Source organism: Streptomyces virginiae (assembly GCF_000720455.1).
Lineage (GTDB): Bacteria > Actinomycetota > Actinomycetes > Streptomycetales > Streptomycetaceae > Streptomyces > Streptomyces virginiae.
Genome location: NZ_JOAK01000010.1, coordinates 165582 through 188209 on the forward strand (window position 1 = coordinate 165582; position 22628 = coordinate 188209).

General features: G+C 74.0%; 21 protein-coding genes and 1 tRNA gene. 5 read left to right on the top strand and 17 right to left on the bottom strand.

The annotated features are described in order from the left end of the window. Positions 1 to 14: 14 nt before the first annotated feature. The 7 genes from IG86_RS0117590 to IG86_RS0117620 form a co-directional block, all read right to left on the bottom strand. Positions 15 to 1595 carry a GMC oxidoreductase gene (locus IG86_RS0117590; protein ID WP_030897806.1) on the bottom strand — a complete coding sequence of 527 codons (1581 nt, stop codon included), beginning with the start codon at positions 1593 to 1595 and terminating at the stop codon, positions 15 to 17. Positions 1596 to 1795: 200 nt separating this feature from the next. Next, positions 1796 to 2737 (bottom strand): cyclase family protein, encoded by a 942-nt coding sequence (locus tag IG86_RS0117595; protein WP_030897809.1) that lies wholly within the window; start codon positions 2735 to 2737, stop codon positions 1796 to 1798. Between the two features lie 32 nt (positions 2738 to 2769). Further along, on the bottom strand, positions 2770 to 4302 hold the full coding sequence (locus IG86_RS43950) for a gluconokinase, GntK/IdnK-type (protein ID WP_078905935.1): 1533 nt from the start codon (positions 4300 to 4302) through the stop codon (positions 2770 to 2772). 6 nt (positions 4303 to 4308) lie between these two features. Next, positions 4309 to 4749: a DUF7144 family membrane protein gene (locus IG86_RS0117605; protein WP_030821424.1), complete on the bottom strand. Its 441-nt coding sequence runs from the start codon at positions 4747 to 4749 to the stop codon at positions 4309 to 4311. A gap of 50 nt (positions 4750 to 4799) precedes the next feature. Next, positions 4800 to 6167 (bottom strand): chloride channel protein, encoded by a 1368-nt coding sequence (locus tag IG86_RS0117610; protein WP_037942637.1) that lies wholly within the window; start codon positions 6165 to 6167, stop codon positions 4800 to 4802. A gap of 39 nt (positions 6168 to 6206) precedes the next feature. Then, on the bottom strand, positions 6207 to 6506 hold the full coding sequence (locus IG86_RS0117615; RefSeq protein ID WP_030821429.1) for an SHOCT domain-containing protein: 300 nt from the start codon (positions 6504 to 6506) through the stop codon (positions 6207 to 6209). A 118-nt stretch (positions 6507 to 6624) separates the two neighbouring features. Further along, on the bottom strand, positions 6625 to 7038 hold the full coding sequence (locus IG86_RS0117620) for a DUF6325 family protein (protein WP_030650553.1): 414 nt from the start codon (positions 7036 to 7038) through the stop codon (positions 6625 to 6627). A 269-nt stretch (positions 7039 to 7307) separates the two neighbouring features. Between IG86_RS0117620 and IG86_RS0117625 the strand changes: the two genes are divergently transcribed. After that, a tRNA-Cys gene (locus tag IG86_RS0117625) sits at positions 7308 to 7379 on the top strand. Here IG86_RS0117625 and IG86_RS0117630 read toward each other — a convergent pair. From IG86_RS0117630 to IG86_RS0117655, 6 genes are read right to left on the bottom strand one after another with little or no spacing between them, the layout of a single operon-like run. After that, complete coding sequence (locus tag IG86_RS0117630) at positions 7380 to 8378, bottom strand: pyridoxal-phosphate dependent enzyme (protein ID WP_030821432.1); 999 nt, start codon at positions 8376 to 8378, stop codon at positions 7380 to 7382. It abuts the tRNA gene before it with no gap. After that, a complete protein-coding gene (locus IG86_RS0117635; RefSeq protein ID WP_045936325.1) occupies positions 8299 to 9354 on the bottom strand; it encodes a GHMP family kinase ATP-binding protein in 1056 nt (351 codons plus the stop codon). The genes IG86_RS0117630 and IG86_RS0117635 overlap by 80 nt, the downstream gene beginning before the upstream one ends. Continuing rightward, the gene (locus tag IG86_RS0117640; protein ID WP_045936326.1) at positions 9351 to 10196 is read right to left on the bottom strand and encodes a Rossmann-like domain-containing protein; all 846 of its coding nucleotides are present in this window, start codon (positions 10194 to 10196) and stop codon (positions 9351 to 9353) included. The genes IG86_RS0117635 and IG86_RS0117640 overlap by 4 nt, the downstream gene beginning before the upstream one ends. Beyond that, positions 10193 to 11011 (bottom strand): ABC transporter ATP-binding protein, encoded by an 819-nt coding sequence (locus IG86_RS0117645; protein ID WP_045936327.1) that lies wholly within the window; start codon positions 11009 to 11011, stop codon positions 10193 to 10195. Before IG86_RS0117645 ends, IG86_RS0117640 begins: the two co-directional genes overlap by 4 nt. After that, positions 11008 to 12099 carry a FecCD family ABC transporter permease gene (locus IG86_RS0117650; RefSeq protein WP_037942639.1) on the bottom strand — a complete coding sequence of 364 codons (1092 nt, stop codon included), beginning with the start codon at positions 12097 to 12099 and terminating at the stop codon, positions 11008 to 11010. The genes IG86_RS0117645 and IG86_RS0117650 overlap by 4 nt, the downstream gene beginning before the upstream one ends. Then, positions 12089 to 13114, bottom strand: a complete 1026-nt coding sequence (locus IG86_RS0117655; protein WP_030821442.1) for an ABC transporter substrate-binding protein — start codon at positions 13112 to 13114, stop codon at positions 12089 to 12091. The genes IG86_RS0117650 and IG86_RS0117655 overlap by 11 nt, the downstream gene beginning before the upstream one ends. 118 nt (positions 13115 to 13232) lie before the next feature. Here IG86_RS0117655 and IG86_RS0117660 point away from each other — a divergent pair, with 118 nt between their 5' ends. After that, positions 13233 to 14498: an MFS transporter gene (locus tag IG86_RS0117660; protein ID WP_030897823.1), complete on the top strand. Its 1266-nt coding sequence runs from the start codon at positions 13233 to 13235 to the stop codon at positions 14496 to 14498. A gap of 28 nt (positions 14499 to 14526) precedes the next feature. Here IG86_RS0117660 and IG86_RS0117665 read toward each other — a convergent pair whose 3' ends face one another. Continuing rightward, positions 14527 to 15312 carry a VOC family protein gene (locus IG86_RS0117665; protein ID WP_030821447.1) on the bottom strand — a complete coding sequence of 262 codons (786 nt, stop codon included), beginning with the start codon at positions 15310 to 15312 and terminating at the stop codon, positions 14527 to 14529. Positions 15313 to 15487: 175 nt separating this feature from the next. Here IG86_RS0117665 and IG86_RS0117670 point away from each other — a divergent pair, with 175 nt between their 5' ends. Then, complete coding sequence (locus IG86_RS0117670; protein ID WP_030821450.1) at positions 15488 to 16333, top strand: sulfurtransferase; 846 nt, start codon at positions 15488 to 15490, stop codon at positions 16331 to 16333. A 50-nt stretch (positions 16334 to 16383) separates the two neighbouring features. Here IG86_RS0117670 and sepH read toward each other — a convergent pair whose 3' ends face one another. Continuing rightward, on the bottom strand, positions 16384 to 17409 hold the full coding sequence (sepH, locus tag IG86_RS0117675; RefSeq protein WP_030650581.1) for a septation protein SepH: 1026 nt from the start codon (positions 17407 to 17409) through the stop codon (positions 16384 to 16386). Between the two features lie 527 nt (positions 17410 to 17936). Here sepH and IG86_RS0117680 point away from each other — a divergent pair. After that, on the top strand, positions 17937 to 18746 hold the full coding sequence (locus tag IG86_RS0117680) for a hypothetical protein (protein ID WP_244305921.1): 810 nt from the start codon (positions 17937 to 17939) through the stop codon (positions 18744 to 18746). On the opposite strand, the gene IG86_RS0117685 is transcribed toward IG86_RS0117680, so the two are convergent. Then, a complete protein-coding gene (locus tag IG86_RS0117685) occupies positions 18743 to 20071 on the bottom strand; it encodes a D-arabinono-1,4-lactone oxidase (RefSeq protein ID WP_030897830.1) in 1329 nt (442 codons plus the stop codon). The genes IG86_RS0117680 and IG86_RS0117685 overlap by 4 nt on opposite strands. Continuing rightward, complete coding sequence (locus IG86_RS0117690) at positions 20022 to 21278, bottom strand: MFS transporter (protein ID WP_030897832.1); 1257 nt, start codon at positions 21276 to 21278, stop codon at positions 20022 to 20024. The genes IG86_RS0117685 and IG86_RS0117690 overlap by 50 nt, the downstream gene beginning before the upstream one ends. Before the next feature lie 172 nt (positions 21279 to 21450). On the opposite strand from IG86_RS0117690, the gene IG86_RS0117695 reads away from it, so the two are divergent. Beyond that, positions 21451 to 22602, top strand: a complete 1152-nt coding sequence (locus IG86_RS0117695) for a ferrochelatase (RefSeq protein WP_030821460.1) — start codon at positions 21451 to 21453, stop codon at positions 22600 to 22602. Positions 22603 to 22628: the final 26 nt, after the last annotated feature.

The following is a 22628-nucleotide window of genomic DNA, read 5'->3' on the forward strand; positions in this document are numbered from 1 at the left end:
ACACCGGGAGGGGCTCAGTTCAGCCGCGACAGGAGGTGGTCGCCGACCCGCAGGGCGTTGGCGATGGCGGTCAGGGACGGGTTGACCGCGCCGATGCTCGGGAAGAAGCTCGTGTCGACGACGTAGAGGTTGTCGAGGTCGTGGGCCTTGCAGTTGACGTCCAGCACCGAGGTGGCCGGGTCCGTGCCGAAACGGACGGTGCCCGCCTGGTGCGCGGTCGCCCCGATCGGCATGCCCTTGTGCAGGTAGATGCTGTGCGGCAGCAGGTGGTGCTCGTGCATGCCCAGGTGTCCGAGCATGCCCTGCAGCTTGTGCCTGAGCCGCCCCAGGCCCTCGATGTTGTTCTTCTCGTCGAGCGAGAGGTGGATGGCGCCGTCGGAGTCCAGGGTGACCCGGTTGTCGGGCATCGGGAGGTCCTCGCCGCACAGCCAGAAGTCGACCGCGTGGTGCGCCAGCACCTCGAAGGGCATGTCCGGCGTGATCGCGCCGGCCCAGCGCGGGGCCTCACCGTGGATCTGCTCGGCGTCCGACTTGCCGAGCATCTGGATGCCGCCCAGCGGGAAGTCCCAGTCGTCCGCGCCCAGATACCAGTCGTGCAGCGCGAGGGTCTTCTGGAACTGCGTCGGGTTGGGCTCCTTCGACACCGCCATCAGGGCCAGGTTGTTGTGCCGCATGTAGTGCCGGCCCACCATGTCGGAGCTGTTGGCCAGACCCCGGGGATGCCGGTCGTCGGCCGAGGCCAGCAGCAGGGCCGCGGAGTTGACCGCCCCGCAGGAGACGACCACGACGTCCGAGGAGAACCGGGTCTCGGACCCGTCGGCCAGCCGGACGACGGCGGCGGTGACGCTGCGCCCGGTCGGGTCGGTCTCCAGCCGGACCACGTGGGCGTTGGTGATCATCTCGACACCCGGATGTTCCAGGGCGGGCTCCACGCAGATCACCTGGGCGTCGGACTTGCCCCGCACCAGGCAGGGGAAGCCGTCCACCCGGTCGCAGCGGATGCACACGCTGGAGGGAACGGCCCGCCCGTCGGCGTCCTGGACGAGGTCCACCCCGATGGGCAGGTGGAAGGGGTGCAGCCCCCGCTTCTCCAGGTCGTCGCTCAACTGCTGGATGCGCGGCTCGTGTTCGACGGGCGGGTAGGCGTACTGCGCGCTCACCGGCCCCTCGCCCGGGTCCTCGCCGTGCCGTCCGTGGACGAGGTAGAGGTGCTCGGCCTGTGTGTAGTACGGCTCCAGGTCCTCGTACCGCAGCGGCCAGGCGGGGGAGATGCCGCCGTGGTGCCTGATCTCGCCGAAGTCCTCGGGCCGCAGCCGGAAGAGCGCGGCCCCGTAGAACTTGGTGTTGCCGCCGACGTAGTAGTTGACCTCGGGCGGGAACTCGTTGCCGTGCTTGTCGAACCAGAACTCCGGCGCCCGGTACTTGCCCCTGACGAACACGGCGGTGGATTCCCAGTTGTCCCGCTCCCGCGGCAGGTAGCCGCCGCGTTCGAGGAGGAGCACGCGCTTGCCGGAGGGCGCCAGCCGGTGGGCGAGGGTACCGCCCCCGGCGCCGGTGCCGATGATGATGACGTCGTAGTGGGGAGAGTCGCCCACGTCGACCACCGTCCTTGGGCTCGTGGCCCCGCCCGGCGGGCCGGGACCTGTCACTCCGCGGAGCGGAGGCCAAGCATTCCCACCCATTCGAAGCTAGCCGCCCTTGCACCGGACGGCGACCCGGCCGGACGGCGACCCGGCCGGACGGCGACCCGGCCGGACGGCGACCCGGCCGGGCGGACCCCGGACGCGGGCCGCCGTCACAGCACGGCGATCGGGTTCACGGGGGATCCGGTGGCGCCCGGCAGGCGCAGCGGGGCGACCACGCACAGGAAGCTCCAGCGGCCGGCCCGCGCGCAGGCCCCCGCCAGCTCCTCGAACTGCAGGTAGTCCATGAGGTGCACGCCCATCGCGTGCACCGCCAGGACGTGCACGGGGAAGGCCACGTCCGCCACCGCGCTGGGCGCGGTGTCGTTGTTGCCGTCGCCGCCCAGGACGGCCACTTCCCGCTCCGCCAGGAACACCATGGCCTCCGGGTGCAGCCCGGCCCTGGCCCGGGCCGCCTCCCACGCCCCCAGCTCCCCGCGGCGGCGCCGGTGACCCACCCGGACGAGCAGCAGGTCCCCGGGGCCGACCCGGACGCCCTGCGCGTCCTCGGCGGCCGTCAGGTCCTGCGCCGTCACGTGGTCCCCCGGCTCCAGCCAGGGCACGCCCCGCAGCCGTGGGACGTCCAGCAGCACCCCCCGCCCGGCGATGCCCTCCCGGACCAGGTCCACGGAGAGCGAACGGACCTCCGCGGCCGTCGCGTCGACGGCCGGGACGCCGTCGTAGAGCTCGCCGTCGTACAGCACGTGGTTCAGCGCGTCGAGGTGGCTGTCCGCGTCGCCGTGGACGTTCATCGCGAACCGGTCGAGCGCGAAGTGCAGTCCCTCGGCCCCGGCCTCCCCGGGGGCGGGCCCGGTCATCCGGTGCTTCGCCGGCTCGGGGTTGTCCGGGCCCGGCCGGGTCTCGATCGGCGCGGCCAGGGACACCGTGCGGCCGAGCCGGACCTCGGCCGCGGCCGCCGCGACGCGGGCGGGCGTCAGATGGCGCAGCGCCCCTCGCCGGCCGCCGTGCCCACTGCCGTGCGCACCGCCGTGCGCTTCGGGCCGGGCCGCAGCGCGCAGCCGCTCGTACAGCGTCCGGAAGTCCTCCCCGCTCATGGGCCGCGCGACGGGCGGCTGCGGCCGCCGGGTCATCGGATCGCCGCCCCGCCGAGGGTCACCCATGGGCGCAGGCCCCAGCGGAGCACATGGCCGGCCCCCGGCTCCAGGACGGTGAGGCCGGTACCGGTGCGGAAGGCGTCCGCCGGGCACGACATGGCCTCCACCGCGACACCGCGCCGGCGCCGCTCGGGCTGCCCCAGGGTGTCGCCCGTGTAGACCTGCACGTACCCGGTGCCCTCGCCGAGCCACAGGTCGGTGCCGCGCTGCCCCGACGGGTGCGCCAGCCGGACCACGGCCCGGCCGGCCCCGTCGCGTTCGAGTCCGGTGAAGGCGGTGTCCAGCGCCATCCCACCGATGGGACGGGCGGTACGGAAGTCGTACTGCGTGCCCTCGACGGGCTCCTCGCCCGTCGGCAGGCCCTCGTCGTCGGTGGTCAGCCGGTGGCCGGCGGGCACGGTGAGCAGCGCCGTGTCGACGAGATCGGTGCCGACCGTGAGGTACGGGTGCTGCCCCACGCCGTACGGGGCCCTCGCGGTGCCCGCGTTGACGGCGCTGACCAGCACCTCCAGCCCGTCGTCGGTGAGCCGGTACTCGGCGGACACCTCCAGCAGGAAGGGGTACCCGGGCTGCGGATGGAGGGTGGTGCCGACCCGCACCCCTTCGTCGGAGCGGGCGAGCAGCCGCCACGGGACCCAGCGCAGCAGCCCGTGGATCGCGTTGTGCCGCTCCGGCTCGCTCAGTGGGAGTTGCAGGTCCGCGCCGTCGAAGCGGTAGCGGCCGCCGCCCACCCGGTTGGGCCAGGGCACGAGCAGCTGCCCCCGCCCCGAGGTGACCGGCTCGTCGGCGGCGAACCCGTCCAGCAGGGGCACGCCGTCCGCCTCGTAGTGCCGCAGGGCGCCGCCGAGTTCGACCACGACGGCTCGCTGCCCGCCGCGGCGCAGCTCCCACTGCTCACCGGTCGGGCCTGCGGACCGGGGTGTCTGCTCGGACACGGGAGCCTCCTCGGACGGTGCGGACGGTGCGGACGGTGCGGCCGGGTCGGCGAGGCCCAGCAGGGAGAGCGCGGCCGCCACCACGGCCCGCGGCGGCTGGTCGATCTCGACGACCACGGGGTGCTCGTCGGGCTGCGGTTCCTGGAGGTCGGCGAACTGGCTGTCCAGCAGGGCCGCCGGGAAGAAGTGGCCGTGCCGTGCCTCCAGGCGGGCCCGGATCAGCTCCCGCGTACCGTGCAGGTACAGCAGACGCACGCCGGGCCGGCCGTGCAGCAGCCGGTCCCGGTAGGAGCGCTTGAGCGCCGAGCAGGTGACGACCGCGGGCCGGTGCGCGGCGGCCTCCTGGTCCATCCAGGCTCCGATCGCCGCCAGCCAGGGGGCCCGGTCGGCGTCGGTGAGGGGATGACCGGCGGCCATCTTGGCGCGGTCGGCCGGGGAGTGGAACTCGTCCGCGTCCCGGTGGGGCCAGCCCAGCCGGTCCGCGAGCAGCCCGGCCACCGTGGTCTTGCCCGAACCGGACACGCCGACGACGAGTATCAGCGGAGTCGGCTGCCCGGCTTCCGCCGGCATTCGGGCTCAGTCCCCCGTGAGACCGGGTGCCGTGCACAGCGCCCAGACGATCAGGCCGTCGATCGCCAGGAGCACCAAGGCCCAGAACGGCGTGTACGGCAGCCACATGAAGCTCGCCACCATGCTGAGGCCCGCCAGTGCCAGGCCCACGATCCGCGCCCACAGGGCGCCCCTGATCACGGCGAGTCCGGCGAGGAGGACCACGATGCCCAGGACGAGGTGGATCCAGCCCCAGCTCGTGAGGTCGAACTCGTAGGCGTAGTGCGGGGTGGAGATGAAGAGGTCGTCCTTGGCGATCGCGGAGATCCCCGAGAACAGCATCATCAGTCCGCCGAAGACCATCAGGAACCCGGCGAAGAGCAGCCAGCCGTTGCGGGCGCCGAAGCCGTCCCTCCGCGCGGCCGGGGCAGCGCTGTTCGGGCGGGCTCCGCCCACGTGACTCGTCATGACACGCTCCTTCCCATCCGGACCCGGCGGGCGCATACCGCTCACGCCGGTCACTTCGTGGCGGGGGCCGGTGCGCCGACCGCCCTGCCCACCGGGGGAACCTCGGGCCCGGGCGGCAGCAGTTCGGTGACCACGAAGGCGACCACGGCCGAGATGATGACGACGGGGATCATCGCTCCGCTGCCGAGCAGCAGGACGACGAGCACCACACTGCTGACCGGCAGCCGCAGCGCGCAGACGGCCGCGGCCGCCATGCCGGCCGCGAGGCCCGGTACGACTCCCAGCCCGGGCAGCGGCGCGAACAGCACACCCGCGGCGGCGCCCAGGAACAGGGCCGGGAAGATGGGGCCGCCGCGCAGGCTGCCCAGGCAGAGCGCGTAGGCCGCGCCCTTGCACAGCAGGACGGCGATCAACGCCCCGATGCCCCAGGCCTGTGGGTCGGCGGCCAGACTGCCCATCACGGCCTGGCCCGACGAGGCCACGTCGACGGGGGAGTTGCCGGTGACCAGCGCGTACAGGGCGCCGAAGGCGCCGGCCGCCACGGCGCACACGGTCGTGTGGGCGACGGGCCGCCTGGCCACGTACACGGAGGCGTACCGGCCGCCGGCCAGCACCATGTGCATGAAGACGCCCATGACGGCCGCCAGGACCACCGACCACAGGACGTCACCGGCGTCGAGGCGGGGGAAGGGGGCGTTCAGGTCCAGCGTCAGGCTGCCGGACGACAGGCCCGTCCAGCGGCCGAAGCCGGTGAAGACGAGCTCGCCGATCCCGCTGGAGAGCAGGGCCGGCAGCATGATCGCGAAAAGCTGCGGTCCGCCCACTCCGGCCACCTCCATCAGCAGCACGGCGCCGACCAGCGGATTGCCGAAGATCGCGGAGATGGCCGCGGCGGCTCCCGCCGCGGCCAGGATGACCGTGCTCTGCGGGGTCGCCGGCGCCTGGGCCAGGTCCCTGAACAGCAGCGCGAGCCCGCCGCCGAGCGCGATCAGCGGGGCTTCGGGGCCGAGGGTCGCACCGAGCGGCAGACTGAGGACCGCCGCCAGGACGACCCCCGGCAGCGCCGCCGAGGTGGCGCCGCCGGCGTGCAGCCCGGACGCGGGGATGTGCCCGCCCGCGCCGGGCAGGCGGGTCACCACCAGTCCGACCAGGACGCCGGCGACCAGCAGCAGCGGCAGCGGCCACCACCAGGGCGGCTGGTTCCAGCCGAGCGCCTGGGGGAAGTCGGCCCACATCACGTGCTCCAGCTCGTGGAGCGCGACCAGGAACCAGAACGCCGCGAGGGAGACGGGGATGCCGATGAGGGCGCACAGGACGAGCAGCTTCAGGTAGCCCGGCGTGCGCAGCATGTCCCGCAGCCGGTCGCCCTCCGCGGGTTCCTCGGCGGTGGCCGGTCCTGGGGTACGCGGTGCCGTCATGGGGTCATCCCCTTCCGTCCCCCGTGACCGACCTGCGTCTCAGCCGAGGAGTCTGCTCTTCTGCTGCGCGAACTCCTCCTCGGTGAGCAGCCCCTGGGCCTTCAGCTCGCCCAGCTTCTGCAGCTGGTCGAGCTTGCTGCTCATGTCGTCGCCGGCGGGCGGGGCCGCGGGCGGCGGGGGCGGCGGCGCGGCGGCGGCCTGCTGCTGGTACGCCTGCTGCTGTTCGGATTCCTGCTGGGACCAGCGGCCCGCCTGCCGCCGCGAGACGCGGTTGGACACCGCGGTGGCGGTTCCGGCCACGACGGCGGTACGGGCTACACCGCGAAGAAGTCCGGGCATGGAGCGTCATCTCCCTGGTTGCCTAGGGGCGGACGGCCGCACCGCGCGTCCGGTCCGCGAGTCGTCACGTGCCGCCGGTCGGGCGTCCGGGCCGCTGCCCGCCGCACGCGGCTCGGGCTCACGCCTCCATCGCGTCGAGCGAGGCCAGCAGTGCCTGGACGGGAATCCGGCCGCCGGCCACGAGCTGCGCACCGCCGCGCCGCAGGGCGCGGGCGAACGGCGCTGCCCAGACGTTCTCGTACACCAGGATCCCGGCGGAGTTGCCGGCCTCCAGGGCGGCGCCGGCCTCGTCGATGTCGTCCTGGCCGAGCAGGCCCGAGGCCGCGCCCTCGAAGACGGTCAGGTCCATCTCGCCGCCGCCGGCGTCCTTCAGCTCCAGGGCGACGACCGAACCATCGGCGTCCTTGCGGACGAAGACCAGGTCGAGGATGCGAATGATGCCGCGATCCACGAGATCGACGAGCAGGGGCAGGCCCTCGCCGGTCATCCTGTTCCCGGGGAACTCGACGACCAGGTAGTCGACCGGCCCCATCGTTTCGATGTCTTCGCTGATCTCCTCGCTCATCACCACTCCTCATGTGCGATGCGGTGGGGGTGACCGCGCCGTGAGCCGCCACACTGCGGGGCAGCCCACCAGCTCATTGCAGCACCCCCACGACGCCTCCGCACCTCCGGCCGACGGCCGCGACGGCCGCGCGTGCGCCGCTCCGTGAACGGCGTATGGCAGTCGTGTGTCGGGCCCCGGCGGTCCCTTCACCCCGCCGCGCGCTGCGCCTACGGTCGTACTCGAAGCGCCACCACGACCGTGTGCCCGAGTGGCCCAGGGGCCGGACTGCAAATCCGGTGACGCGGGTTCGAATCCCGCCACGGTCTCTACGAAGGAGGGTCCGCCCGGTTCCAGTCCATACGGGACCAGGGCAGGGCCAGGGCCTCCCGGCACGCGACCTGCCGGGGGGCCAGCGAGCCGATCGGCACGGCCTCGCGGTGCCGCGCGTACACGGTGTCCACGTAGCGGTGGCCGGTGTCGGCGGCGACGAAGACGACCGTGCGCTCCGGCGACCGGGCCCGCTCCCAGCGGGCGGCGAGGTAGCCCGCCCCCGTGGACAGTCCGGCGAACACCGCGTGCCGGCGCAGCAGGTCGACGCTGCCGGCCAGCGCCGCGTCGAACGAGATCCAGTGGAGCGTGTCGTACGCCGCGTGCCGGACGTTCCCGAAGGGGATGGAACTGCCGATCCCCGCGATGATGATCTCGGGGTCGGCGACGTGCCCGGCCCCGAAGGTGACGCTGCCGAAGGGCTGTACGCCGACCAGCTCGGTGCCGGGCGCGTCCTCGCGCAGGTAGTGGGCGAGGGCCCCGGTGGACGCGCCCGAGCCCACGCCGCCGACGACGGTGAGCGCCTCGCCGCCCGTGGACGTGCGGACCAGGTCGGCCACGGCCCGGTAGCCGAGGTAGTGGACGTCGTCGTGGTACTGCCGCATCCAGTGGTACCCGGGGTGTTCGGCGAGGATCTCGTGGACGCGCTCCACGCGCCGCTTCTGGTCCAGCTTCAGGTCGCTGCACGGCTCCATCTGCTCCAGCGTCGCCCCGAGGACGGCGAGTTGGGTGCGCAGGGTGTGGTCGACCGTCGTCGAGCCGACGATGTGGCAGTGCATGCCGTGCCGGTGGCAGGCCAGGGCGAGGGCGTACGCGTAGATCCCGCTGGAGCTGTCCAGCAGGGTGTCGCCGCGCCGCACCACTCCGGTGTCGAGCAGGTGGCGGACCGCGGCGAGGGCGGAGACCACCTTCATCGTCTCAAAGCGCAGGCAGACGAGCCGGTCGTCGAGGCGTATCAGATCCGGTCGGCCGATGGCCTCCGCGATGTGCTGGTCCACTCGGGGACTCCTTGGGCATGGGGGGATTCGGGGAGTTGGGGAAGGTCGTGAACGTTCGGGTGGCGGGGATGCCGTCGCTCTCCAGGGCCCTCACGCAGCCGCGGATCCGGTGGCGCAGCCCCGGGGCGGCCGGGTCCAGGAGCAGCCCGGCCACCGCGCCGCTGTGCGCGATCTGGACGCCCACGGCCCCGAGCCGCCGGCCGATGCCGACGAGCGCGTCGAACTCCGGGTGGCACAGGACCCGCTGCCCGCGCCGGGCGCTGGCGGTCGCCACCCGGCCGAGCAGGCCGGCGTCGCCCGTGGCCACGGCCCGCCGCAGCAGCACGCGCAGCCGCTCGAAGGCGCGTACGTCGTGGTCGTCGTGCACCCGGGCCGGGAGGGAGAGGGTGTCCACGGGGGCGCCCCCGCCCAGCGCGCAGCCCACGACGACCAGCGGCGGCAGGTGGCGGCCGAGCACCTCCAGGACCCGCCCCTCGCGCTGGGCGAAGAGCACCGGGCGGGCATCGAGCATCAGCGGGTCGCAGGCCAGCTCGGCACGGACGGCGAGCCGGGCGACGGCGGCGGCCGGGAGCCGTGTCCCGTACGAGTCGGCGACGGCGCGGACCACCGCGATGACGTCGCTGGTGGAGCTGCCCATGCCCAGGCCGACCGGGATGTCGCCGGAGAGCCGCAGTTCCCCGCCGCAGGGCGGCTCGCCGCACCGCCGGGCGCACTCCGCGACGGCCAGGGCCGCCGCGCGGGCGGCCTTCGTACGGTCTCCGGGCCGCACGGTGAGCGCCTCCGGCGGGGTGCCGGGCCGCCGGGTGAACTCGGCCCGGCTGCCCGGGCCGCCCATCGGCAGGGTGACCAGGCCGGCGCACCGGCGCCCGGCCGCGTCGAGGAAGGTGCCCTGGAGGATCTCGCCGTGGTGGCAGGAGGCGTGTCCGGCACCGCGGCGGTCGGTGCCGGGGCAGTCCCGGCGGGCCGCCGGGATCACGCCGGACCCGCCGTCCGGTAGCGGTACAGCGTGGTGGGGTCGGCGCTGAACTGGGAGAAGGGGAAGGGCTCGGCGGACACGGCGGTCACCCCGGAGCCGAGGAAGGCGCGGGCCACCGCGCTGCCGCTCTGGGCGTAGACGACGAGCGGGATCCCCCTGGTACGGCAGCGGTCGAGGATGGTGTCGAAGGAGCCGTTGCTGAGGGTCATGCCGGTGGCGACGACGGCGTCGGCGCGCTCCAGCACCTCGTGCATGTCACTGGTGACGGGGTCGCCCCACTGGGTGGCCCTGAGGTTGAAGTCGCAGGGCAGCGGCTCGCCGCCGCGCTCACGGATCGCCGCGACCAGCGGGTTCACCACCCCGATCAGGCCGACCGCGGCGCCGCTGTCGATGTCCAGCAGTCCGGCGATCGCCGCGTCACGGGCCCTCGCGCGTACCTCGGGGGTGCCGGCGGGCAGGGTGACGGCCTCCGCCCCGGAGTCTCGGTGCGGGCGCTGCCGGGCGAGGTAGGCGTCGAGGGCGGCGATCCGCAGCGGTCGCGGCGCCTCGCGCAGCAGGACGTCGAGCGGGGCGCCGGAGGAGTCGCGGCAGACCGCCGGATCGATCTCGCCGGCCTCGAAGGCACAGCCGCCGAAGGAGTCGCCGAGGCGGACCAGGACGTACTGGTTGAGGTAGGTCGTGTCGCCGCCGGCCAGCCGGGTGCCGTGGTGGATCCAGAACACGCTGGTCGCCACCAGCTCGGACGGCAGCGGGCCGTGCCCGCCGGCCAGTACGTCCTGGATCAGGGCGTCGACGGTCGCCGCGGGCGCGGTCCGGGTCTGGATCCGGGTCTGGTTCGTCATGGGGTTCCTTGTCGGTGTGCGGATCGGTGTGCGGATCGGGGCGCGGGGTCGCGCAGGGGCCCGCGGTAGCTGACCGCCGGCCGGCCCAGGGCGTCGGCGGACAGTTCGGCGTCCACTTCGAAGACCCGGGCGAGGTTCTCGCAGGTGAGGACGTCGGCGGGGGCGCCGGAGGCGACCAGCAGACCGTCGTGCACGAGCAGCAGCCGGTCGCAGTGGCGGGCGGCCAGGGTGAGGTCGTGCAGGGCGACGAGGACCGTCCGTTCGGCGCCGGCGAGGAGCTCCATCAGCTGCAACTGGTGTTTGACGTCGAGGTGGTTGGTGGGCTCGTCCAGGAGCAGTCCGTACGGCTGCTGCGCGAACGCGCGGGCGATGTGGGCCCGTTGGCGTTCGCCGCCGGACAGGCCCTTCCAGGGGCGCCCGGCGAGCCCGGTGAGTCCGACGCGGTCGAGCGCGGCGGCGACGACGGCCCGGTCGTACGCGTCCGGTCCGCGCCAGCGGTCGCGGAAGGGGGTCCGTCCCAGTCCGACGACGTCGGCGACGCGCAGGTCGGTGTCGAGGGCGGAGTCCTGTGCGACGAAGGCGACCCGGCGGGCGATCCCGCGCGCTCCCAGGTCCCGTACGGGCACCCCGTCGTAGCGCACCGTACCCGCGTCGGGCACGCGCAGCCCGGCCAGGCAGCGCAGCAGTGAGGACTTGCCCGAGCCGTTGGGGCCGATCAGCCCGACGGTCTCGCCCGGTGCGATGTCCAGGTCGACCCGGCGCAGGACGGGCGTGCCCGAGGCCGACCAGCTGAGTCCTTCGGCGGTGATCCTCACAGTTCCCCCCTCCTGCGCAGGACGAGGAGGAAGAGCGGGACCCCGATGAGCGCCGTGATCACGCCGACGGGCACCTCCCGGGGGGCGAAGGCCACCCGCGCCAGGGCGTCGGTCCACACCAGGAACACCGCGCCGGCCAGCGCCGCGTGGGGCAGCAGCACCCGGTGCAGCGGTCCGGCCAGGAAGCGCACCCCGTGCGGGACGATCAGCCCGACGAAGCCGATGGCTCCGACGGTGGCCACCGCGACCGAGGTCAGCACGGCGGTCACCACGAGCAGCAGCATCCGGGTGCGCCGTACGCCGATCCCCAGGGAGGCGGCGGTGTCCGCGCCGAAGGCGAGCCCGTCGAGGGCGTTCGCGCACAGCAGGGCGGCGGCCAGCCCCAGGGGCGTGACGACCGCGCAGACCACCACGGCGTCCCAGCGGGCCGGGGCCATCGAGCCCAGCAGCCAGTGGGTGACGGCGCGCGTGGTGTCGGCGTCGGCCGACGCCATCAGGACGAGCGAGGTCAGCGCGGTGAACAGCTGGCCGACGACCACCCCGGTCAGCACGATCCGGACCGAGTCCAGCCCGGTGCGGCGCAGCAGGAGCAGCAGGCCCGCGAAGGCGAGCAGCGCCCCGGCGAGGGCGCCGCCGGTGATGCCGAGGGTGCCGGCGCCGAAGCCGAGGACGACCACGGTGACCGCGCCCGCCCCGGCGCCCGAGGAGACCCCGAGCAGGTACGGGTCGGCGAGCGCGTTGCGCGTGACGGCCTGGAGCACCGTCCCGCAGACCGCGAGCGAGGCTCCGACCAGGGCGGCCATCAGGACCCGGGGCAGGCGCAGGTCCCAGACGAGCGAGTCCAGCAGCGGCGGCAGCGGTTCGGTGCCCAGCCCGAGCCGCGCCCCGAGCACCCGGCCCAGGTCGGTCCATCCCACGTCGGCGCTGCCGATCCGGGTGGCGGCCGCGACCGACGCGGCCAGTACGAGCCCCTGGGCGAGCAGCATCCCCGTCCGCGCCCGCGCCCGGGGTTGCGGGAGCGGCGCGTACGGAGCGGCGGCGGCCGCCCCCGGCGCTCGGGCCGCCGGATGCAGCAGGTCAGCGAACATACCCGAGGTCCTTCATTCCGGCGGCCAGCAGGCCCAGGGCGTGCACGGAGCGCACGGAGGGGTCCAGCTCGATGCCGGGCACCTCGATGATCCTGTTGTCGCGCACCGCCGCCAGCCTGGAGACCACGGGGTCCTCGGCCATCGCCCGGCGCTTCTCGGCGGCGCTGTCACCGGGCCGGCCCCGCTCGGACAGGTCGCCGATCACGATGAAGTCCGGTTCGCGCTTGGCGACTTCCTCCCAGGACACCTCCGGCCAGTCCTCCTCCATGTCGTCGAAGGCGTTCCGCGCGCCGACGATCCGGCTCATCTCGCTGGGCAGCCCGGTCCGGCCCGCGACGTAGGGCATGCCGTTGAAGACGGAGTAGAGGTAGACGACGGTGGGCCGCCCGCCGTTCGGGGCCGTGCCGGAGGCGCCCTCGGCGGCCTTGGCGACGGCGGCGCGCTGCTCCCGGGCGAGCGCGGCGGCCCGCTCCTCGGCGCCGAATGCCTTGCCGAGCTGCTCGTAGTCGGAGAAGAGCAGTTCGAAGGGGGACTTCCCGGCCTCGTCGTCCTGGGGGCAGTCCACGGCGCTGACGAAGGTGGGGACCCCCAGGGCCGCCAGTTCCTCGCGGGTGCCCGCCCGGTCCTTCGTGTAGAGGTCGGCGGAGCCGGCCACCACGAAGTCGGGTGTCGCGGACCGTAGTTGCTCACCGGTGGCGATCTTCGGGGCGATCACCGGGACCTTCGCGTACGCGTCCCGGTACTGCGCGGGGATCTTCGTCTTCAGGTTGGCGGTCCCGGCCATCCGGTCCTGGAGGCCCAGTTCCAGCAGGGTTTCGGTCGAGGTCTGGTCCAGGGTGACGGCGCGCTCCGGGGGTCGTTCGAAGGAGAGCTGACGGCCGCAGCTGGTGACGTCCGGCCGGGCGGCGGCCGCGCCCTGCGGGCCGCGGCCGGTGGGGGCCGAGCAGCCCGCGGCGACGGCCGTGGATACGAGAACGAGGGTCAGGGCGATGCCGGTTCGGGCGCGGTGGCGCATGGGTGCTCCGGTCTGGGGAGGGCTGTGTGGGCGTGGGTGTGCACCGGGCAGGAGTGCCGCGTTCACAGAGTACTGTAATGGTTATCGTTTTCATTAATGGAATGAGGAGCACCACATCGTGGCGACCACACCTGCCCCCACGAAGTCCAAGAGCCGTCCGCCGGGGCCGCGTTCCGTCCTGCGCGACATCGCCTTCCTGCGCCTGTGGGCCGGCACCACCGCCTCCGGACTCGCGACCTGGGCCCTGCCCTTCGTCCTCGGTCTCGCGGTCCTGCAACGCGAACTGGGCGCGGCCGGCCTCGGCCTCGTCCTCGCCGCGCGCACCGCAGGCTTCCTCGCCGCCGTGGCCGTCGGCGGAGTGCTGGCCGACCGGCACTCCCGCCGGGCCGTGGTCCTCTGGTCCGCCCTCGCCGCCGCGGCCGCCGCCCCCCTCCTCGCCGTCGGACTCGGCCGCTCGCTCCTGCTGATGACCGTGGCCGCCGCACTCGCCGGCGCCGGCCAGGGCGCCTGCCGCCCCGCCTTCCAGGCGCTCACGGCCGAGGTCGTCGACCCCGGCCGCAGGCAGCAGGCCAATGCCGCGACGACCCTCGCGGTACGGAGCTCCACCTTGGCCGGGCCCGCCCTGACCGCGCTGCTCGCGGCCTTCGTCGACGTCGCGACCCTGCTGCTGGGGATCGGCCTGCTCTGGCTGGTCGCCGCGCTCCTGCCGGGCCGGGGCGGCCCCGCCGCGGCCGGCGCACCGGATGCGCCCCGGCCGCAGCGCGCCTCGCTGCGCGCCGAGTTCGTCGACGGCATACGCGAGGCCCGCCGCCACCCCTGGTTCCTCGCCGGACTCGGCGCCCTGACCGCCGTGATCGCGCTGGGCTACTCCGCCACCAGCGTCGCCCTGCCCCTGATCAGCCGCGACCGCTACGCCACCGAGTGGGTGCTGGCCGCCGCGACGACCGCCTACACCGTGGGCGCGCTCGGCGGCGCCCTGCTCACCGCCCGCCTCCGGCCGCGCTCCCAGGGCTGGGTCGCGTTCGCGGGCCTGGCCGCCTACGGCTTCGCACCGCTGAGCCTGATGCTCCCGGTGCACCCGGCCGTGGTGATCGGCGCCTACGCGCTCGCCGGCATCGGGATCGAACTGTTCAACGTGCCCTGGTTCACCGCCACCCAGCGCGAGGTCGCCCCGGACAAGCTCGCCCGGGTCTCCTCACTGGACTTCCTGGTCTCCTACGGCCTCGCACCGGTGGGCCTGGCCCTCATCGCCCCGGCCATCCACACCTTCGGGGTCACCCCGGTCCTCGGCGCGTGCGCCGCGGTCTGCTTCCTCGTGCCCGCGGCGGCCGCGCTCGTGCCCACCGCCCGGCACTTCGGGCGGCCGGTGCGGCACGACGCCTGAGCCCGCCCGCGCCGCGCAGGGGCGCGGCTCAGGACCGCGAGCGTACGAGGGCGAACACCGCACCCTCCGGGTCCGCCACCGTGGCCTGCCGTCCGCGCATGCCCTCGTGGGGCGGATCGACGACGCGCCCGCCGAGTTCCCGGACCCGGAGCGCGGCCGCGTCGGTGTCCTCCACCTCGAAGTAGGCCAGCCAGTGCGGGCCCCGGTCGTGCGGCAGTGACCGGCCCACGCCGTGCACGGCGGCGACGGGACGGCCCGCCAGGTTCAGGGTCAGGTGGTCGAAGTCGTCCGAGGCGGTGGCGTGGGCCTGCGCCTCGTGGCCGAATACGTGCTCGTAGAACTTGCCGACCGTCGAGGTGTCCTGGGTGATCAGCTCGTGCCAGACGGGGGTTCCCGGCCCGCCGTGCGGCCGGGGGCCCAGGCCGGGCTGCGCCTGCCACAGCCCGAAGACCGCACCCAGCGGGTCCGAGCAGATCGCCACCCGCCCCGCGGCGCCGGCGTCCAGCGGTCCCACCGCGACCGTGCCGCCGCACGCCCGGACCGATTCGGCGGTCGCGCCGGCGTCGTCCGTGGCCAGGTACGTGGTCCAGGCCATCGGAAGGTGTCCGTCCGGCGGCATCTCGCCGATCCCGGCCACCTCGTGGCCGTCCAGCACGGCGCGGACGTACGGGCCGAGCTGCTCGGGCCCGGGCACGTACTCCCAGCCGAACAGGTCGGCGTAGAAGTCCTCGGTGCTCCCGAGGCCGTGCACCATGAGGCTCACCCAGCACGGGGTGCCGGGCGTGCGCCGGGTTGCTTCCGCTGCCTCGGTCATGTCAGCCGTCTCCTCCGTCGTGCCGTCACCGGTGCTGATGGTTCCACTCCGGCGGACGCGGCGCGCCCCGACCGCGCCGCATTCCGGCGGTCCGGACCGGAGTTGACCGGATCAGGGTGCCCCGCTGATGACGGCCCTGTTACGCGGGTGGTGGGCGGGGAGGAAGATGGCCGCCATGACTGCGAAAACTGCGATCCTCTCCGCCGCCGAACTGAGGGACGAGCTGGCGGGCGCCCGGCCGCCGGTCCTGCTGGACGTCCGCTGGCAGCTGGGCGGCCCCGACCAGCGGCCCGCGTACGAGGCAGGGCACCTGCCCGGCGCCGCGTACGTCGACCTCGACCGCGAACTGGCAGGTCCGGCCGGGTCCGGCGGGCGCCACCCGCTGCCGGACCCGGAGGCCTTCGGCGCGGCGATGCGCAGGGCCGGGGTCACGGCCGACGCGCCCGTGGTCGTGTACGACGGCGGCCAGGGCTGGGCGGCTGCCCGCGCATGGTGGCTGTTGCGCTGGACGGGTCACCCGAACGTGCGAGTCCTGGACGGCGGCCTGGCCGCGTGGACGGCATCCGGCGGCGCCCTCACGGCTGAACGAGTGATTCCGGTTGAGGGCGATTTCAAGCCAAACCCCGGGGCGCTCGGGCTGCTCGACGCCGACGCGGCGGCGCTCCGGGCGCGCGAGGGCGTCCTCCTGGACGCCCGGGCGGGGGAGCGGTACCGCGGCGAGGTGGAGCCGATCGACCCGGTGGGCGGCCACATCCCGGGTGCGCTGTCGGCCCCGACCACCGAGAACGTGGGCCCCGACGGCCGCTTCCTGCCGGCGGACGCGCTGCGGGACCGCTTCGGGGCGCTCGGCGCGTCGAAGGGCACACCGGTGGGCGTCTACTGCGGCTCGGGGGTCTCCGGAGCCCATGAGGTGCTCGCCCTGGAGGTGGCCGGTATCGAGTCGGACCTCTACGCGGGCAGTTGGTCGCACTGGTGCACGGACCCGTCCCGCCCGGTGGCCACGGGCCCGGACCCCGAATAGCCGGAACGGCGGGACGGGCGCGCTCGCCCGTCCCGCCGTCCGGGCGGGAGCTACTCCTGCTTCTTGCGCCGGGTGCCGAAGACGATCTCGTCCCAGCTCGGCACCGCCGCACGGCGCCCGGGGCGGACCCCGTCGGCCTCGGCCTGCCGGTCGGTGGTGCCGGTCAGCCGGTCGCGGTGGCCCGCCACCGTGCGGGGCATCAGGACGTCGGCGTACGCGGCGCCGGCGCCGGCCGACGCGGCGGGCGCCGGCGGCTCCTCCGCCTCCGGTTCCGTCTCCGTCGGTTCGGTGCGTTCCGGTACGACCATGTCGCCGCGGAAGCTCGGTACCGCCTCCAGCAGGCTGGTCAGCGTGTCCCGTTCCTCCTCCGGCTCCGGTACGGGCGCGGGCCGGGGCTCGACCCGTTCCAGCTGCCGGTCCAGGGCACGGTCCAGCGGCCGGTCGCGCGGCAGGCGCGCGATCCTCGGCACGAAGGGGAAGCTCGGCTCCGGCGTCGCCGGCAGGTCCTCCGACTCGCCGATGAGCGAGCGCGCCTCGTCGTCCACGGCCACGACCAGCCGGCGCGGAGGGTCGTAGGTCCAGCTCGCCGAGTGCGGCTCGCCGGCGACCCGGTAGACCAGGAGGACCTCCCAGGTGCCGTCGTCGCGGCGCCAGGAGTCCCACTGAACGGATTCCTTCTCGGCCCCGCGCAGGGTCAGACGTTCCTGCACGGCCTCGCCGAGCTGCGGTCCGGTGTTCTCGCCGGGGCGGCGCACCGGGGTCTTGCGGGCGCGTTCGGCCATGAAGGCGCGCTCGGCGAGCACGGGACCCTCGAAGCGGCGCACGCGGTCGACGGGGATGCCGGCGAGTTGGGCGACCTCCTCCGCGGAGGCACCGGCTCGTATGCGCGCCTGGATGTCGCGGGGACGGAGGTGGCTCTCGACCTCGATCTCGATCTGGTTCAGGCGCGCGCGGTCGTTGCGTACGGCAGCCCGAAGCCGCTCATCGATCGGAAGCGTGTACTCCGTGCTGTCCGCAGCCTTGAGCACCAGTCGTGTGCCGTCATTGGAGACGGCCACGACACGCAGTTCGGGCATGGGGACCTCCCGGGTGGTGCCTGCCGACGTCACGTGCGTCGCTGCTTCCGCTAGTCGAGTGTGGCCTGCCCGGGTGCAGCCTGCCACAACCTTGCCGAGTTAAACCGGCGTGTCGGGCATGCGCCCTTGATCGCCGTTATGGCACGGTTACCTGTTGAGCACGCACAGTGACCGGACGGTTACTGTGCGCAGCAGGATCCGTGCCATGCCGCGGCATCGCCGGTCTTCGAGTGCCGCTTTCCGTCAGCCGGCCCCCTCTCCCGGGTCCGGACATCCGAAAGGAAGGACAGCCCCAGGGCTCGCCACAGTACTCCATTCGGGCCACCTGGGTGGACCGCCGCGCCGCCGAAGTTTCCCCGGACGGCGGGAGTTGGGCTGCCCGCTGTCGGGTCCCACCTGCGTCCGCGGCCTGATTCCGGGTGTCCTGCTTCACAGAATCACCCGAAACGGAACTATCCCCTTCGCTCAGCTGTCAGTAACTGCTGAAAGCGGAGAAGCGCGAGAGGTCGGGCACACAGGGGATGGCGATGGGTCGGAGGACGACGCGCGAGGTGGAGGCCGAACCGGGGGACGAGAAGCTCGACCTGAGCGTGGCCCAGGTCGCCGGATCCTCCCTCGCCACCGTCGCGGCCGCCCTGCTCGCCTCGAAGATGGGCGTCTACGGGACCATCCTCGGCGCCGGTGTGGTCAGCGTCGTCGCCGCCGCCGGCGGACCCGTCATCCAGCACCTCTTCCGGCGCACCGGCGACCGGCTGCGCGGGAGCGCCCGCCCGAAGGCCCGTCAGGTGCCGCCGTCCTGCGGGGCCCCCGGCCCCGCGGGGGCCCGGCCCGCCGCGCCCGGCGAGGAGTTCGGCGAGGAGTTCGGCGAGCCCACCGTGCACGGCACCCGGATGCGCGGGTGGAAGCGCACCGCGGTGGCCTCCGGCGCGGCCTTCGCCATCGCCATCGGCGGCCTCGGCACCTACGAGGCGCTGGCGGGCACCTCCGTCAGCAGCGGCGGCGGCACGCTCTTCTCCGGCGGAACCCGCACGGCGGGCCGGGACCGGCCCGCCCCGCCGGAACGCGGTCCGGCCGAACGCGGTCCGGCCGAACACGGTCCGGCCGACGGGGAGAAGGAGCGGCGGGGCGGTGCCGAGAGCCCCGCTCCGGGCACCTCCCCCAGTCCCTCCCGTCCGCACGGCGACCGGAGCCCGGGCCCGGGCCCGGACCCCTCGCACTCCGGGGACCCGTCGCCCGGCCCCTCGTCCTCGACGCACGGGCCGACGCCGGCCCCCACCCCGCCGGACCCGGCCCCGACCCCGAGCACGGACCGCACGACGCCGAGCGCCGCTTCCTAGGCCCCCAGCACGCGCCGCAGGTAGTCGTTGCCGAAGACCCGGTCCGGGTCGAGGCGGTCGCGCAGCGCGGTGAACTCGCCGAAGCGCGGGTAGACCCGGGAGAAGTACTCCGCGTCCCGCGTGTGCACCTTGCCCCAGTGCGGACGCCCGCCGTGCGAGGTGAAGATGTGCTCGGCCGCGGTGAAGTAGGCCTGGTACGGGGTGCCCTTGTACATGTGCACCGCGATGTAGGCCGTGTCCCGCCCGGAGGCCGTGGACAGAGTGATGTCGTCCGCCGGAGCCGTCCGCACCTCCACCGGGAAGCTGATCCGCAGCCGGGAGCGGTCGACCATCGCGCGCAGCTCGCGCAGCGCCCCGACCACCGCCTCGCGCGGAAGGGCGTACTCCATCTCCACGAACCGCACCCGGCGCGGGCTGGTGAACACCTTGTACGGGATGTCCGTGTAGGTGCGCGCCGACAGGGCGCGGCTCGCCACGCGGGCGATGGAGGGGATGGTGGCGGGGACCGCGCGGCCCAGCGAGTTGACGGCCTGGAAGAGGCCGTTGGAGAGCAGCTCGTCCTCGATCCAGCCGCTCACCGGTCCGGGCGGGGCGGCGGGGCCCTGGCTGCGGTTGTTGCGCTTGGTGTTGCAGTTGCCGGTGTGCGGGAACCAGTAGAACTCGAAGTGCTCGTTCTCCGCGAAGTGCTCCTCGAACTCGGCGGTCACCCGGTCGAAGCCCATGGGCTCCTCACGGGCGGTCAGGAAGAAGAGCGGCTCCACGGCGAAGGTGATCGCGGTGACGATGCCGAGCGCGCCGATGCCCACCCGGGCCGCCGCGAAGACCTCGGGGTTCTCCTTCTCGGAACAGGTCAGCGCGCTGCCGTCGGCCGTGACCAGCTCCAGGGCGCGGATCTGGGCGGCGATGGAGGCCGAGTCGCGGCCGGTGCCGTGGGTGCCGGTGCTGGTGGCGCCGGAGACCGTCTGCTCCATGATGTCGCCCATGTTGGTGAGCGAGAGGCCCTCTGCGGCGAGGGTCCGGTTGAGGTCCTTCAGGGCCGTGCCCGCCGCCACCGTGACGGTGCCCGCGGCGCGGTCGATCGACCGGATCCCGGTCAGGGCCTGCGGTCGTACGAGGACCCCGTCGGTCGCGGCGGCCGCGGTGAAGGAGTGGCCGGTGCCGACCGCCTTCACCCGCAGCCCGTCCTCGGCGGCCCTGCGGACCGCCTCCTGGAGCTCCCCGACCGAGGCCGGGGTCACCACGCGGGTGGGCGTGGCGGTGACGTTGCCCGCCCAGTTACGCCACGCGGTGGCCGTGCTGCTGTTCCGTGCTGTCGCCGTCCCCATCGGTTGCTGGCTCCTCCCCTTGCGCCGGCCTCGTCAGCCGGCGGTATCCCGCGAACGCCACCGCCGCCGCGGCCGCCCCCGCCGAGATGGAGACGACGTACCCCGTCCGCGCGCCGGCCGCGTCGACGACCCAGCCGGTCACGGAGGACCCCAGCGCGATACCGACCGCGAGGCCGGTGCTGATCCAGGTCATGCCCTCGGTCAGCTTCGCGTGTGGTACGTGCGCCTCGATCAGGGCCATCGTGGTGATCATCGTGGGAGCGATGGCGAGGCCCGAGACGAAGAGCGCCACGGCCAGAAACGGAAGGTTCCCGGCCAGTAGGAGGGGGATCATACTCACGGCCATCGCACATACGCCCAGTACCCAGCGCAGTTCCGTCCGGCCCTTGAGGTGGAGCAGGCCGAAGACGATGCCGGCGAGGCAGGATCCGGCCGCCCAGATGGCCAGGATGAAGCTTGCGGAGGACTTGTGGCCCTGCTCCTCGGCGAAGGCCAGCGTGGACACGTCGATCGAGCCGAAGATCGCGCCGGTCGCCACGAACGTGGCCGTCAGGACCTGCAGGCCTGGGGAGCGCAGGGCCGAGGTGCGGTTCCCGTCCTGGGCGCGCGGATGCGGCGCGGGCTCGGTGGCGCGCTGCGCGGTGAGCAGCCACACGCCGACGAGCAGGCAGACGGCGGCGATCAGCGGACCGGCCTCGGGGAACCAGGTGGTGGACAGTCCGATGGCGAGGATCGGGCCGAAGATGAAGCACACCTCGTCGACGACGGACTCGAAGGAGTACGCGGTGTGCAGTTCGCGCGGGGAGTCGCGGTAGATGACGGTCCACCGGGCGCGGACCATCGATCCGACGCTGGGCACGCAGCCCGCGACGGCCGCGCAGACGAACAGGGTCCAGTCGGGCCAGCCGTTCGCGGCGGCCACCAGCAGCAGGGCGACCGCGGCCACGCAGATCAGGGTGGCGGGGCGGAGCACCGCCCGCTGCCCGTGCTGGTCCACCAGCCGGGACACCTGCGGGCCGATCACGGCCGCGGCGAGGGCGAGGGTGCCGGTCAGGGCGCTCGCCATGGCGTAGCGGCCGGTGATCTCGGAGATCATCGTCAGGATGCCGACGCCGACCATGGATATCGGCAGGCGGCCGATCAGGCCGGCGGCACTGAACCCCTTGGTGCCGGGGGCCGCGAATATCGCGCGGTAGGGACTGGGCAAGGGGGCCCTCCGTAAGGGACGTGATCGGCCCGTACAGGTTACGACGGCCGACCGGGCACCGCACGGGAGAGATTCCGCGAACCGGAACTTAGGTTCACCTTACCTGTGCCGGTGTCCGCGTCGCGGACAGGGTGGTTCTCTCCGGAGCGGGCCGGGTGGCAGGATTCGAGGCATGTCAGACCAGCTCCCCCCGCCCGCCGGCGGGCCCGCCGCCCCGTACGACGCCTTGCTGCTGCTGTCCTTCGGCGGCCCCGAAGGACCCGACGACGTCGTGCCGTTCCTGGAGAACGTCACGCGCGGGCGCGGCATCCCGCGCGAGCGGCTCAAGGAGGTCGGGCAGCACTACTTCGGCTTCGGCGGGGTCAGCCCGATCAACGCACAGAACCGCGCGCTGCTGGAGGCGCTGCGCAAGGACTTCGCCGAGCACGGGCTGGACCTACCGGTCTACTGGGGCAACCGCAACTGGGCCCCGTACCTGACCGACGTGATGCGGGAGATGGCCGCCGACGGACGCCGCCGCATCGCCGTGCTGGCGACCAGCGCCTACGCCTCGTACTCGGGCTGCCGGCAGTACCGCGAGAACCTCGCCGACGCGCTGGCCACCCTGGCCGAGGAGGGCGTGGAGCCGCCGCGGGTCGACAAGCTGCGGCACTACTTCAACCACCCCGGCTTCGTGGACCCCATGATCGAAGGCGTGGTGGCGGCGCTCGCGGAACTGCCCGAGGCGGTCCGGGAGGGCGCGCACCTGGCCTTCACCACGCACTCCATCCCGACCGCCGCCGCGGACACCTCCGGCCCCGTGGAGGACCACACCGGGGGCGGCGAGGGCGGCGCGTACGTCAAGCAGCACCTCGACGTCGCCAAGGTGATCGCCGACGAGGTGGCCGTGCGGACCGGCGTCGCGCGTCCCTGGAAGCTCGTCTACCAGTCCCGCAGCGGCGCCCCGCACATCCCGTGGCTGGAGCCGGACATCTGCGACCACCTGGAGGCCCTGCACGCCGAGGGCGCGCCCGCCGTGGTCATGGTGCCCATCGGCTTCGTCTCCGACCACATGGAAGTCCTGTACGACCTGGACACCGAGGCCACGGCCAAGGCGGCGGAACTGGGCCTGCCCGTCGCGCGTTCGGCGACCGTGGGAGCCGACCCGTCCTTCGCCGGGGCCGTACGGGAACTGGTGCTGGAGCGTGCCGCCAAGGAGCGCGGGGAGCCGGCCGAGGAGTGCTGGGTGGGCATGCTGGGCCAGAGCCATGACCTGTGCGCGGTGGGCTGCTGCCCGGCGCGCAGCCCCCGGCCGGCGGCCGCGGGCGCGGACAGCCCGTACTAGCCGTACGAGGAAGAGGAACCGTGATT